The sequence below is a fragment of the Gordonia oryzae genome, assembly GCF_003797185.1.
Lineage (GTDB): Bacteria > Actinomycetota > Actinomycetes > Mycobacteriales > Mycobacteriaceae > Gordonia > Gordonia oryzae.
Genome location: NZ_RKMH01000001.1, coordinates 326,840 through 341,086 on the forward strand (window position 1 = coordinate 326,840; position 14,247 = coordinate 341,086).

The 14,247-nt window shown below is 67.8% G+C and carries 5 protein-coding genes; 4 read left to right on the forward strand and 1 reads right to left on the reverse strand.

The features are described 5' to 3' along the window. Position 1 precedes the first annotated feature (1 nt). Positions 2-625, reverse strand: a complete 624-nt coding sequence (locus EF294_RS01525; protein WP_185090897.1) for a precorrin-8X methylmutase — start codon at positions 623-625, stop codon at positions 2-4. 120 nt (positions 626-745) lie between these two features. Between EF294_RS01525 and EF294_RS01530 the strand changes: the two genes are divergently transcribed. The 4 genes from EF294_RS01530 (at position 746) to EF294_RS01545 (ending at position 14,243) form a co-directional block, all read left to right on the forward strand. Continuing rightward, positions 746-1,444 carry a thioesterase II family protein gene (locus EF294_RS01530; RefSeq protein WP_123925244.1) on the forward strand — a complete coding sequence of 233 codons (699 nt, stop codon included), beginning with the start codon at positions 746-748 and terminating at the stop codon, positions 1,442-1,444. 534 nt (positions 1,445-1,978) lie between these two features. Next, positions 1,979-3,739, forward strand: coding sequence for a fatty-acid--AMP ligase (locus EF294_RS01535; protein ID WP_123925245.1), 1,761 nt, complete (start codon positions 1,979-1,981; stop codon positions 3,737-3,739). Positions 3,740-3,846: 107 nt separating this feature from the next. After that, a complete protein-coding gene (locus EF294_RS01540) occupies positions 3,847-9,408 on the forward strand; it encodes a beta-ketoacyl synthase N-terminal-like domain-containing protein (protein ID WP_425459384.1) in 5,562 nt (1,853 codons plus the stop codon). Next, positions 9,405-14,243 (forward strand): SDR family NAD(P)-dependent oxidoreductase, encoded by a 4,839-nt coding sequence (locus EF294_RS01545; protein WP_123925246.1) that lies wholly within the window; start codon positions 9,405-9,407, stop codon positions 14,241-14,243. The genes EF294_RS01540 and EF294_RS01545 overlap by 4 nt, the downstream gene beginning before the upstream one ends. The last annotated feature ends 4 nt before the right edge of the window (positions 14,244-14,247 follow it).

Below are 14,247 nucleotides of genomic sequence, written 5' to 3' on the forward strand. Positions count from 1 at the left end.
CTCATTCCTCCGGGCTGGCCAATGCGTTGACGGCGGCAGCGGTGATCGCCGAACCGCCCCGGCGACCGGTGACCGTGATGAACTCGAGGTCGGCGCGGGCGGCCAGTTCGGCGCACGATTCGGCGGCCCCGACGAAGCCGACCGGCGCACCGACGATCGCCGCCGGCCGCGGCGCGCCAGCATCGATCATTTCCAACAATGCGAACAGTGCGGTGGGCGCATTACCGATCGCGACGACGGCACCGTCGAGAACCGGCTTCCAGAGCTCCAACGCCGCAGCGGTTCTGGTGGTACCCATACGCTCGGCCAATTCCGGCACCGCGGGATCGTGGAGATGGCATCGAATGTCGTTGTCCGAGGGCAGACGACGACGTGTGATCCCGCTCGCGACCATCGTGGCGTCACAGAGAATCGGCGCCCCGCCGGCCAGCGCACTCCGTGCGGCGCGCACGACGCCCTCGGTGGCCACCACATTGCGTGTGAGATCGGTCTGTCCGCAGGCATGGATCATCCGCACGACGACGCCGGCGACGTCGGGAGCGAATGCGGACAGGTCGGACTCGGCACGAATGATCGAGAACGATCGCCGATAGATGGAGGCGCCATCACGCAGGTACTCGGTCATGATGTCCGTCAGCCTATCGGCAGCCCCACCGGGACCGATCATCTGCTCGGTTCCCTTGTCGGCGCCTAGGCGGTGATCGCCTCGGACCCGCATCCCGGCCGAAGCGCTATCGTATGCGGCGTGACCGCCCCAACGCTCTACATCTTCCCGCACGCCGGCGGCTCGGCGGCCTTCTACGTGCCCTTTGCACGGACCTTCACCACCGATATCGGACGGGTGGCGGTCCAGTACCCGGGCAAAAACGGAAGCCAGGACCTGGCCGCCTTCACCGGTATCGGCGCCCTCGCAGAGACCGTGCTGAGCAAGCTGCCGACCTTCGGCCCGGATGCACGCGTGGCATTCTTCGGCCACTCCATGGGCGCCCTGGTCGCCTTCGAGACCGCCCGCCGCCTCGAAGAGCGGGGGGTGCAGATCGAGGCGCTGTTTGTCTCCGCATGCGCAGCGCCCGGTCGCAGTGGGTACGAGTACATCCCGGAGTCCGATCGTGGACTCCTCGACGCGGTCTCGGCGATGACCGGACTCGATCCCGCGATGTTGCAGGACGAGGCCTTCTCCTCACGGATTTTGCCGACCTTGCGCGGATTCAAGGCGATCACGGCCTACGAATGTTCGCCAGAGGTGACGCTCGCGTGTCCGATTCACACCTATCACGCCGACAACGACGAGGTCGCTACCGCGGAAAAGGTTGCGCCGTGGGAGCAACGTACCTCGGCCGAATTCTCTATGCGCGAGTTCCCCGGACATCACTTCTATCTGTCCGAGCACCTCGCCGACGTGGTCGCTGACATCGAGCGCCGCCTGTCCGTCACCAACCAATGAAGCCGTCCCCGGCACGATTCGGGTGACCCGCATCCGTAACTGCGCCTCGACCTCACATCACATTTCTCGCCGAAGTTCGGGACTGTTGAATTCAGAAACCGCGCTAATTCACTTCTGGAAAACGCTATCGTATTTCCGTGAATTCGTTGACTGGGTGAATTAATTCTCGAGGTAAATCCGGTGCGACCGCATGAATCGGACCGGCGCCGTCGGACTCGGCGGAGTTTCCCTCAATCCCACTGTGACACCTGGCAGTAAAGTCGTGTGGGACGCCGTCGGAGACCGTTCTTCACTGTCAGTGCATGTATCGTCGGCAAGACGAGCGGGTTACGGTGAATGACCAAAGAACTCGACGTGCGAAGGACTTCACGCGTCGAATGACATCACTCGTCCACGCGAAGAATCGCTCACAACGGCTCCTCGGAGGGGAAGCTCGAAGACATCGTCGCGATGTAGCCAGCGGTGGTTTGTCGCCGTCACATCGCGCATACGGACACACATTTCGCCGTCGGGGGGGAAAGTGACGGATAGCAAGTGAACAGCCGAGGGGGAGCACGGCCCTCGCTGCAGGACACCATCCCTGGGATTCTGCGCGCACGCGCGGAATCCCAGCCCGATGCCGCAGCATTCACCTTCATCGATTACGACGTCGATCCGGCGGGTTTTTCCGAGACCCTGAACTGGGCTGAGTTGTACGGCCGTGTGCGTGTGGTCGCCACCGAACTCGGCCGGCTCGGGAGGCCCGGAGACCGGGCGGCGATCCTGAGTCCGCAGAGCCTTGACTACATCGTCGCCTTCCTCGGAGCACTCGAAGCCGGTTTCATCGTTGTGCCGCTGTCAGTTCCGATGTTCGGAGCCCACCACGATGAACGCATCAGTTCGGCTCTTGCCGACTGCACGCCGACGGTCGTCTTCACGACCACGACGGTCATCGACGAGATCCTGCCGTACACGCAGAATGTGCCCGGTGCCACACCCGCGGTCGTGGAGATCGACGCCCTCGACTACCACATCGCAGTCGCCGACGTCGCCGGGCACGTCGGCCGGGACCGAACCGCGGTACTGCAGTACACCTCGGGGTCGACGAGTTCGCCTCGAGGCGTGATGGTGTCGCACAAGAACATGGTCACCAACCTCGACCAGCTCATTTCCGACATGTTCACTCATCACGGCGGCTGGCCCGATCGTGACTCGACCCTCGTGTCGTGGCTGCCCTTTTACCATGACATGGGATTGCTCCTGGGGATCTGCGGTGGCGTGATGGCTGGTCTGCACACCGTCGACCTCAGTCCGATGGCATTCCTGCAGAAGCCGTCTCGTTGGATGCAGGTGATGGCCGGTCATCCCAAGTCGTTCACCTCGGCACCGAATTTCGCTTATGAACTCGCCGCCCGCCGGACCACCGCCGAGGACCTGGCCGGTCTGGACCTCTCCCAGGTGACGGGATTTATGTGCGGCGCCGAGCGGGTCCACGATGCCACGGTGCGACGATTCGTCGACCGATTCACCCCGGATGGTTTGCCGGAGAACATGGTCCGGCCCGCGTATGGGTTGGCCGAGGCGACACTGTACGTCTCCGCGCTCGTTCCGGGCACCCCTGCGGTGGGCGTGCGGTTCGACTTCGAGAAGCTGGCCAAGGGCTACGCGCTGCGTTGCGGCGAAGGGCAGGATGGCGCGGTGTTGATGAGTCATGGACCCCAGCGGTCGGTGACCTACCGGATCGTCGACCCCGACACCCGCGAGGAGAACCCCGCCGACCGCGTCGGCGAGGTCTGGGTACACGGCGAGAACGTGCCCGCTGGCTACTGGCGCAATCCCGAACGCACCGAGGCGACGTTCGGCGGCTGGATCGAGAATCCGCGCTCGGACACCCCGGCCGGGCCATGGTTGCGGACCGGCGATCTCGGAGTCGTGTCCGAGGGCGAGCTGTTCATCACCGGTCGCATCAAGGATCTGCTCATCATCGACGGCCGCAATCACTACCCCGACGACATCGAGGGCACGGTCACCGAGCTGACCCGGGGCCGCGTGGCGGCGGTGTCGGTACCCGGTGAGCACGCCGAGGAACTCGTCGTGATCGCTGAGGTGAAGGACCGCGGCGAGCCGGTAGACCTCGACCAGATGCGGGCGACGGCGGTGGCGACGATCTCCGGTCGACACGGTGTGCGCGCCGCCGACGTGGTCTTTGTCGCGCCCGGCTCGATTCCTATCACCACCAGTGGCAAGACTCGACGCGCCGCCGCCGCCGAGACCTATCGGACGGGCGGATTCGCCCGCCTGGACGACCACCGGTGACGTCAGAGAATCGTTCCGATCGGATCCCAGCGGATCTCGTCGATCGGGGCGAGGACGATCGTGCCGAACGGCAACTGTGTGACTGGCTCGTCGACCGGCTCGTACGTATGGGCTGCGACCCCGACGGGGTCGACGTCGACGTGCCATTCCACGATCTCGGTGTGGGGTCCCGCGATGCGGTGGTCCTCGCCGGCGAACTGGCCGAACACCTCGGTCGGCCGGTGTCGCCGGTCGATCTCTGGGAACACGCGAGCGTCGCGGCGTTGGCACGCTTCGCGCTCGGCCGAGACACCGGGTCGGCCGCGACCGATTCGGCGCCGGCGGCCCGTAACACCGACACGCGCACCGACGCCGATGATCTGATCGCGGTCGTTGGCGTGGGTTGCCGGTTTCCCGGCGGCATCTTTGGCCCGCAGCAGTATTGGGACTTCCTGCTCGCCGAAGGCGATGCGATCGGCCGCGTCGATCCGCATCGATGGGAGTCGTTCGCCGACGGCACCGCCGAGACCGACGCGGCGCTGGCGCGCACCACCACCTGGGGTGGATTCCTTGACGACATTGATGCCTTCGACGCCGAGTTCTTCGACATCGCGCCCAGCGAGGCCGACAAGATGGACCCGCAGCAGCGGCTGCTGCTGGAGGTCTCCCACGAGGCGCTGGAGAACGCCGGGATCCCCGCGGAGTCGTTGCGGCACAGCCAGACCGGAGTGTTCGTCGGCGCCTGCGCGGGAGAGTATGGCTTCCTGGCCACCGCCGACCTCGCCGAGGTCGACAACTGGTCGGGCACTGGCGGCGCGCTGTCGGTCATCGCCAATCGTGTGTCCTATCATTACGATCTGCGTGGTCCGTCGATCACCGTCGACACCGCGTGTTCGTCGTCGCTGGTCGCGATCCACCTCGCGGTGGCGAGTCTGCGCTCGGGTGAGTCGTCGACCGCGCTCGCCGGGGGTGTCAATGTCATGCTCTCCCCAGCGATCACGCGCAGCTTCGACCGCAACGACGCGATGTCGCCGAGCGGGCGGTGCCACTCGTTCGACGCGGCGGCCGACGGCTATGTCCGCTCCGAGGGATGCGGCGTCGTGGTGCTTAAACGGCTCGCCGACGCCCGCCGTGACGGTGACCACGTCCTCGCGGTGGTACGGGGGAGCGCGATCAACTCCGACGGTCACTCCAACGGGCTGATGGCGCCCAATCCGTCGGCGCAAATGGCCGTGCTCCGGTCCGCCTACACCTCCGCGGGCATCGCGGCCCGCGAGGTGGATTACATCGAAGCACACGGCACCGGCACCCTGCTCGGAGATCCCATCGAGGCCCGGGCCCTCGGGGCAGTCGCCGGTCGTGGACGCCCCGCTGATGACCCGCTGTTGATCGGCGCGGTGAAATCGAATCTCGGTCACCTCGAGGCCGCGGCCGGTATCGCCGGTTTCGTCAAGGTCGCCCTGGCCCTCGAGAAAGGCTGTCTCCCGGCGACTCTGGGCTTCTCGCAACCGAATCCACACATCGACTTCGACAACCTGCGTCTGAAGGTGGTGGCCGAAAAGACACCGTGGCCGACGACGGGCAGGCCCCGTCGGGGTGGGGTGTCGGCCTTCGGTTTCGGCGGTACCAATGCCCATCTCGTCCTCGAGCAGGCGCCGGAGCCCGACGCCCGCACCGGTACGGCGGCCCGCAGCTTGGACACCACCGGCGGATCGCCGAAGTCCCCGATCGTGACTCTGGTGGTGGCCGGTAGATCTCGCGAGCGCATCGCGACCACGGCCGGCGCTCTGGCCGACTGGCTCGACGCAGACGGTGCCGCGATGCCGCTCGCCGAGGTCGCCCACGGTCTTGATCACCACCGCGATCGCGCACGCGCCTTTGCGACTGTCGTCGCGACCGACCATGCCGCAGCGATCAGCGGTTTGCGGGCGCTCGCCGACGGTTCGAGCGCGCCCGGCGTTGTCCCCGCCCACGAGCAGCCATGTCGCCCCGGAACAGTGTTCGTCTATTCCGGTCAGGGCTCCCAGTGGGTCGGGATGGCGCGCGGTCTTCTCGCTCGCGATCCCGCTTTCGCCGGCGCGCTCGAGGAGATCGAGCCGGACTTCCGCGAGCAGGTCGGTTTCTCCCTCATCGACGTCATTCGCTCCGGTGCGCCGATCTCCGGGATCGACCGCATCCAGCCGGTCCTCACCGGCCTCCAGCTTGCTCTGACGCAACTATGGCGTGCCCACGGCATCGTCCCCGACGCCGTCATCGGCCACTCGATGGGTGAGGCGGCAGCGGCCGTTGTCGCCGGTGCGCTCAGCGTGGCCGACGGCCTGAAGGTCATCGCCACGCGATCGCGCCTCATGCGACGGCTCGCCGGACAAGGCGCCATGGCGCTCATCGAACTCGACGCCCCCGCCGCCCACGAACTCGTTGCGGGTTATGCCGACGTCACCGTCGCCGTGCTGGCCTCACCGAGGCAATGCGTCATCGCCGGCCCCCCGGAGCAGGTCGATGCCGTCGTCGCCCGGGTGGCGACGCAGGACCGTCTCGCCCGACGGGTCGAGGTTGACGTCGCCTCGCACCACCCGATCATCGATCCCGTGTTGCCCGATCTCCGTGCGGCACTGGCCGATCTGACCCCCCGGCGTCCCCACCTGCCGCTGCTCAGCACCACGCTTGAGACCGGAGAACCCACCTTCGATGCCGACTACTGGTGTGCGAATCTGCGCAATCCCGTCCGGTTCGCATCCGCGGTGGCCCAGGCCGGCGCCGACCACGGAGTGTTCGTGGAGGTCAGTCCGCACCCGTTGCTGACCCACGCGATCGACGAGACGCTCACCGACACCCATCATCACGCCGTCCCCACTCTGTTGCGTGATGCAGATGAGGTCACCACTTTCCACACCCATCTGAACATCGCACGCACCGATCGCCGCCATATCCCGGCACCGAATCCCTCCGGTCCGCATCACCAACTGCCGACGACACCGTGGCATCACTCCCGGCACTGGTTCGCCACCGGAGCACGCTCCGCCAGGCCGCGAGCGGCGAGCGCCGGATTCACCCCACGACCGGGCACCCTGCTCGGCGAACACATCGCGGTCGGTGACCGCACCCACCTCTGGCGCGCCGACCTCGGCCCCGCGGCACTGCCGTATCCGGGACATCACCTGCTGCACGGACTCGAGGTGGTCCCCGTCTCGGTACTCGTGGCCACACTCGGCGCCGCCGCCGCCCACCTCGGTACCGACGCGCTGACCGACATCAGCTTGCGCCATCCGATCGCGGTGGACCGGCCTCGACGCATCCACGTCGTCGCTGACGCCGACTCGGTGTCCATCTCGTCCTCGGCGATCACCGAGGACGAGACCTCGCGCTGGGTCCGCCACGTTACCGCGCGACCGGCCTCGTCGACCGTGCCGGGCCCCCGGCCGGCACCCAACTCCGACAATGGATCCCGGCCGATCGACACCGCCGACCTGGTGGCGATGACCCCGACCTCCTCAAGCGCTGATCTCCTCGCCGAGTGGGGTGTGCAGGGACAGCCCTTCGACTGGGAGGTGTCTCGCGTCGCGCGCGGCACCGGCCGGATGCTCGCCGACATCGGGTTACCCGAGCCCTCGCCGGTCGCGATGCTCGACGCGGCGGCGCACGTCGCCCGACTCGTCGACGACTCGACCCGCGACCTGCTGGTTCCGGCCCGGATCGACTCGGTGCTCTTGCCGACGTCCCTGCGACGCACCCGTGCCGTCCTCGACATTCGCCGAGTGGACTCCGACGGCGCCGATCTCGTCGTCGACATCGTCGGATCGACCGAAGACGCCGATGACGCCCTCCTCGTCCGGGGCCTGCGCTTCACCTCGCTCGACGCCGAAGCCGGCATGGCCGAATCTGTCGCCGAAGCTGATCCGCGATCGCTGGTCCGTACTGTGGTGTGGCGCGATGACATCGGAACCGACACGGTCTCACCTACGACCATCACACACGGCGTCACGGTGGCAGTACTAGGCGACGCGCATGCCCTCGCCGGGGCACTCGCGCATTCGGGAGTGGTGTGCCGGGATCGGCCCGAGGACGCGCGACACGTCATCTACGTCGCCCCCACCTCCACGGCGGACCCCGATCAGGTCGATCATGCCGCGGCGGCGGCGGGAATGAGCTCGGAGGTCACCGCCCTCGTCGCACGGATGGCGCGGATGGCCACCCCGCGGACCCTGTGGATCGTGACCCGCGGTGTGCGCGAACCGAATTCATCCGCAGATCTACCCCAGAGCGCGCTGTGGGGTCTGGCCACGGTGATGGCCGAGGAACACCCCGACGCCTGGGGCGGATTGGTCGATCTCGCCGCAGGAGCGGATCCCTCGACCGTGGCGCCGCTGATTGTCGAGCGACTCAACCGGCCGTGGGGCGGTATCGCCGCTTTGCGCGACGGTCGGCTGCTTCAGCCGAGCCTCGAACCCCTCCAGACTGCCCAGACCGGCGACGCCACCGAGCCACGCGGCGAGGCAGGGCATCGCACCCCACGCGACAGCGCCGTGCCGCGCTGCCGCCCGGATGCCGCCTACCTCGTCTCCGGAGGCCCCGGTGCCCTCGGCCGCGTAATCGCCGGGCGGCTGGTCGATCGCGGTGCCCGCCGGCTCATCCTGATCGGCCGCACCCCTCTGCCGGCGCGCCGCGACTGGGACCGAGCCGATCTCGACCCGATCCTCGGTGACCGCATCAACACCGTGCGTGACCTCGAGAGTCGCGGCGTCACCGTCACCGTCGTCGCGCTCGACGTCGCCGACCGGGCTGCGGTGCAGGCCTTCCTCAACCGTCGCAACGAGGAGGGCGCCCCACTCATCCGTGGTGTCGTGCACGCGGCCGGGGTCACCGAGAACAGGCTGCTCACCGAGACCGACGACGCCGCACTGACCACCGTCATGCGACCCAAGATCGCCGGTGCGCAGGTACTGCACGAGGTCTTCGGCGACAGCCTGGACTTCTTCGAGATGACCGGTAGCGCCGGTGTGCATTTCGGTATTGCGGGCCAAGGCGGTTACGCCGCGGCCAACGCCTATCTCGACGCGCTCGCGCGCCTGCGCCGCCATACCGGTACCCCGGCCCTGACGATCGACTGGGTCGCCTGGCAAGGACTGGGGTTCGCCGCCGACGCCGACATCGTCACCGCCGAACTTGCCCGTCGCGGGTCCCGGCCCGTCACCCCGACCGAGGCACTGCACGCCTGGGATCTGATCTCCGAATCCGGTGTGGCACACGCAGTCGTCCTCCCGCCACCACCGTCGGCGCCGCACGTCGTGAACTCCACCACCAGCACGCCGGTGTGGTCGCAGATGGCCAAGCCCGACCTCCTTGCCGGATTGCGTGACGGCTTGCGCACGATCCTGGCCCGGGAACTGCGGATGTCGGAGGCCGACCTGCTCACCGACGTCCCCTTCGCCGAGTTCGGCCTCAATTCGCTGATGGCCATGTCGATCCGCCGGGATGCCGAGAAGCTGGCCGGTCTTGAACTCTCGGCGACGATGCTGTGGAATCACCCGACCATCGATGCGCTCGCCGACTACCTCGCCACCCGGATCGCCGGTGACGACGAGCCCGCCGAGCAACTGCCCGCACAGGATTCCGGTGGCCTCCTCGACGATCTCTTCGCCGGTGCCGAGTCCACGCCGTCATCTCTGGGTGCGGAGCACGGTCTCCGATGAGCGTCGACGACCTCGAATCCGTTCTGCGCGACTGGCTGACCACGCGGCTCGCCGCCCTTGTCGATCGCCCGGCGAGCGACATCGATCCCACGGTGGCGCTGGCAGATCTCGGGCTCGGTTCCCGGGACTCTGTGATGATCTCCGGTGAACTCACCGAGTTCCTCGGCAGGCAGGTCTCGCCCGTCGAGTTCTGGGAGCATCCAACGATCGACGCGCTGGTGGCCCACCTGTGTCTCGGGGATCACCTTGAACCGCAGGCGGTATCGGCGCGACGATCGCCGGCAGACGACGGTCCGATAGCGGTGATCGGTATCGGATGTCGATTCCCCGGCGGAATCGGTGGCCCCGACGAGTACTGGAAGTTCCTCTGCACCGACGGTGATGCCGTCACCACCGTGCCACAGGGTCGGTGGAACCGGTTCGACGACGGTCGTCCGGAGGTCGCCGATGCGCTCGCCTCGACCACCCGTCACGGCGCCTTCCTCGACGACATCGAGGGCTTTGACGCCGACTTCTTCGAGATCACCGCCCGCGAGGCGGTCAAGATGGATCCGCAGCAGCGCCTGATGCTGGAGGTCGTCTGGGAAGCCCTCGAACATGCCGGGATCCGACCCGAATCCCTGCGCCGTTCGCCGACCGGTGTCTTCGTCGGCGCCTGCGCTGGCGAATACGGGTATCTCGCATCCACCGACCTGCCGACGATCGACGCGTGGAGTAATCTCGGTGCGGCACTGAGCATCATCGCCAATCGGTTGTCCTATGTCCTCGATCTGCGTGGCCCGTCGTTGACGATCGACACGGCGTGCTCGTCGTCGTTGGTGGCGATCCACCTCGCGACCCAGAGCCTGCGGTCCGGCGAGGCAGACGTCGCGATCGCGGGCGGGGTGAACCTGCTGCTGACGCCGGCGGTGTTCGCCGGCTTCGATCAGTCCGGTGCGCTGTCGCCGACCGGTGCGTGTCATGCCTTCGACGCCGCCGCCGACGGTTTCGTGCGCGGTGAAGGCGCGGGCGCGGTCATCCTCAAGCGTCTCGATGACGCGCTCACCGCCGGTGATCGGGTCCTCGCCGTCATCCGCGGTACCGCGGTCAACCAGGACGGCCACTCCAATGGGCTCTTCGCCCCCAATCCCGCCGCGCAGATGGAGGTGCTGCGCACCGCGTACACCCGCGCGGGGATCAGCGCGCGCGAGATCGACTACGTCGAGACCCACGGGACGGGGACCCTGCTCGGTGACCCGATCGAGGCGCGCGCCCTGGGCACGGTGCTCGGCCGTGGACGCCCGGCGGACGCGCCGCTGCTACTCGGTGCGGTCAAGACCAATCTGGGCCATCTCGAGGCAGCGGCCGGGATCGCGGGTTTCATCAAGACTGTCCTGGCGTGTGCGCGCGGCACCATCCCGGCCACCTTGCATCAGCGAGAACCCAATCCCCACATACCGTTCGAGCAGTTGCGATTACAGGTCGTCGACAGGAAGCGAGCATGGCCGGCCACCGGACGACCACGACGAGCGGGCGTGTCGTCCTTTGGTTTCGGCGGCACCAATGCCCACATCGTCGTCGAACAGGCACCGGTGGTTCATCGCGATTCGGCGCCCGCCGACTCGTTCACCCCGGCGGTGAGCACCCTGATTCTTTCCGGCCGCAGTGCTGAGCGGGTCGCCGATCTCGCCGGGACGATTGCGGAGTGGATGACCACCGACGGTGCCGGGATCCCGGTGCCCGACATCGCCCACACGCTGAATCATCACCGGGCCGTATTGCCAGTGACCGCCACCGTCACCGCCCGCGATCGGGCGGGCACGATCGCCGGCCTACATGCTCTCGCCGGTGACGGCACAGCGGATACGGACGGCGCCCTCGGGGTCACCCTCCCACGGGAGGACGCCGCGCGCCCAACAGGAACGGTGTTCGTCTATTCGGGTCAGGGCTCTCAGTGGCCGGGTATGGCCGCCGTTCTCCTCACCGACGAACCCGCCTTCGCCGACGCGGTCGACGAGATGGAGGGCGACTTCCTCGACCACGTCGGATTCTCACTGCGCAACGCTGTGGCCGAGCGCCGCGACCTGCATGGTGATGCCGAGGTGCAACCGGTGCTGATGGGCGTGCAGGTGGCTCTGACCCGGCTCTGGGCCCATCACGGTGTGCACCCTGATGCGGTGATCGGGCAATCGATGGGGGAGGTGAGCGCCGCGGTCGTCGCCGGCATGCTCACCGTCGCCGAGGGACTTGCCGTGATCGGTGTTCGCTCGCGGTTGATGTCGGCGGCCCCGGGCGGCCGAGTCGCGGTCCTGCGCCTGTCCGGAGACGAGGTCGACGCCCGGCTGGCCGCCCATCCGGGCGTCGAGATCGCCGGTCGCCTCGCACCGCGGCAGACGGTGGTGGCCGGTCCGCCCGACGCCGTTGATGCAGTCCTCGCCGAGGTCCTCGCCGATGGTCTGTTCGCGCGCCGGGTCGCCATGACGGTCGCCTCGCACACCTCGCTGATGGATCCGCTGCTAGGACCGCTGCGTTCGGCATTGGCAGACCTGGCTCCGCGACCCGCTCGCATACCGTTCCTGTCCACCGTGCACCCGACATCCGGGGATTCTCCGGCTCCGGTCGCCGACGCCGACTACTGGGCCGACAACCTACGGATGCCGGTTCAGCTGGCGCAGGCCGTCGCCCGCGGCGCCGCCGACCATGCGACCTTCCTCGAGATCAGCCCGCACCCGATCCTGGGCCAGGCGCTCGTCGAATGCTTGGAAGAGTCGGGAGTCGAGCACGCCGCGGTCCTGGCGACACTGCACCGCGACCGGGACGACACCGTGTCGTTCCACCGGACCTATCACGCCGTCGCCCAGAGTGTTCGGGGGACGCCGCATCCGGCCGAACCGCATCCGGTGCTGCCGCGCATGCCGTGGCGGCACACCCCGTTCTGGCTACCCACGCCGACCCGTACGGATGTGTCGGCGGGACCCGCAGACGGGTCGCGGTCGTTTCCGGTCGAGGGGCGCGTGCCCGGACCGTGGTGGCATCACCTCGCCTGGCCGGCGATGCCCGCCGCGGGCACCCTCACCTCGACGACCGAGGACCGGCAACACTGGGTGATCGTCGGCGACGGTCTTGACTCGGGGGGGCTCGCCGTCTTGCGCGCCGCGCTGCCTGCGGGCTCGCAGATCACCGAGTTGGCCATCGACGGCATCGCCCCCGATACCGACGCCCCCGATACCGACGTTTCTGACATGCTCACCCGGGGCATCTCCGGTGCCGACCGTGTGGTGTTCGCCCCGGCCACCGAAGCGGATCCGTTTGCTGCGCGACCGGCATATCGGCTGTTCTCGGTGGCGCGTCGCGTCGTCGTCGCTGCCGTGGCGGCTGGCACCCGACCGCGAGTGCACCTGATCACCCGCAACGGCGCGCCACTGGCCGACGGCGATCAAGCCGTTCCCGCACACGCCGCACTGTGGGGACTGGGACGCACTCTGGCGCTGGAGCATCCGGAGATTTGGGGTGGCGTCCTCGACGTCGACGCCTCGGTTCCCGGGGGTGTAGTCGCACGCTACCTGCTCGACGAGATCGGCGCCGGCGACAACGAGGATCAAGTGGTCTACCGGGCCGGCACGCGACACGTCCCACGACTCCGTGCGGGAGCGAGGTCGTCCGATGACATCGGGGGAGAACCGATCACCGGCCAGACCCATCTGGTTGTCGGCGCCACCGGGCACATCGGCCCGCATCTGATCCGCCACCTCGCCGACCGCGGGGCGCACACCGTCATCGCCGTCTCGCGTACTCCGGGCACACGCCTCGATCCGCTCGTCGCCGAACTCGGGGACAGCGGGTGTCGGGTGGTGGTGGTCGCCGCCGACGCGACCGACGAGGCCACCATGACAGCGCTGTTCGCGCGTTTCGGCGCGGACCTCCCGGCGCTGGATGGAGTCCACCTCGCCGCCTTCGGCGGTGGTCCGGTCACCCTGACCGACATGACCGACGACGATGTGGCAGCCATGTTTGGTCCGAAACTCGACGCCCTGGCCGTCCTGCACCGGATGACGCTGACCTCCCCGGTGTCTCGATTCGTGGTGTTCTCGTCGATCTCCGGTCTGCTCGGCTCCCGGTGGCTCGCCCACTATGCCGCCACCACAACGTTCCTCGACGCGTTTGTGTACGCCCGCCGGACAGCGGGCCTGCCGGCAACCACCGTCAATTGGGGACTATGGAAATCGCTGGCCGATCAACAGGATTCGGCAGAGCGGCAGGTCACCGCGGAGTCTGGATTGATACCGATGGACGATCGCATCGCGATCGACGCCCTGATGTCGGTCGCCGGACCCCGAACTCCGGCGCGAGCAATCGTGGTCGACGCCGACTGGGAGCTGCTGGGTTCCGCCTACCGCACCCGCGCCGCCCTGCACATCATCGACGAGGTAATGCCTGCCGTCGGCGACGGCACCGACCGGGGTGATATCACCAAGGGCGACACGGACTTCCGGCGGGAGTTACGTGACGCCGACCCGTCGCTACGTCTGGCCCTGCTGGCCGACCGGGTGGCGGATCTCGTCGCGAAGGTCATGGGACTGACCTCACCCGCCGAACTCGACCGCAGCGCCGGGTTCTTCCAGTTCGGGATGGATTCCCTGATGAGCGTCACCCTGCAGCGAGCGCTCTCGGAATCCCTCGGCGAACTGTTGCCGACATCGGTGGTCTTCGATCACCCGACTGTCGACGCCCTGACCGACCATCTCGCGGCCACCCTGCCGGAGACTGCCGATCTCGACACGAACGACAACGACGACGGATTCGACGAACTCTCCGAAGACGAACTTCTGCAAGCACTCTCCGAAAGGCTGGGCTGACCTG

Coding starts and splice junctions, on each gene's coding strand:
- EF294_RS01525 (WP_185090897.1), bottom strand. CDS start 625: ATGACCGAGTACCTGCGTGATGGCGCCTCCATCTATCGGCGATCGTTC.
- EF294_RS01540 (WP_425459384.1), top strand. CDS start 3,847: ATGGGCTGCGACCCCGACGGGGTCGACGTCGACGTGCCATTCCACGAT.
- EF294_RS01545 (WP_123925246.1), top strand. CDS start 9,405: ATGAGCGTCGACGACCTCGAATCCGTTCTGCGCGACTGGCTGACCACG.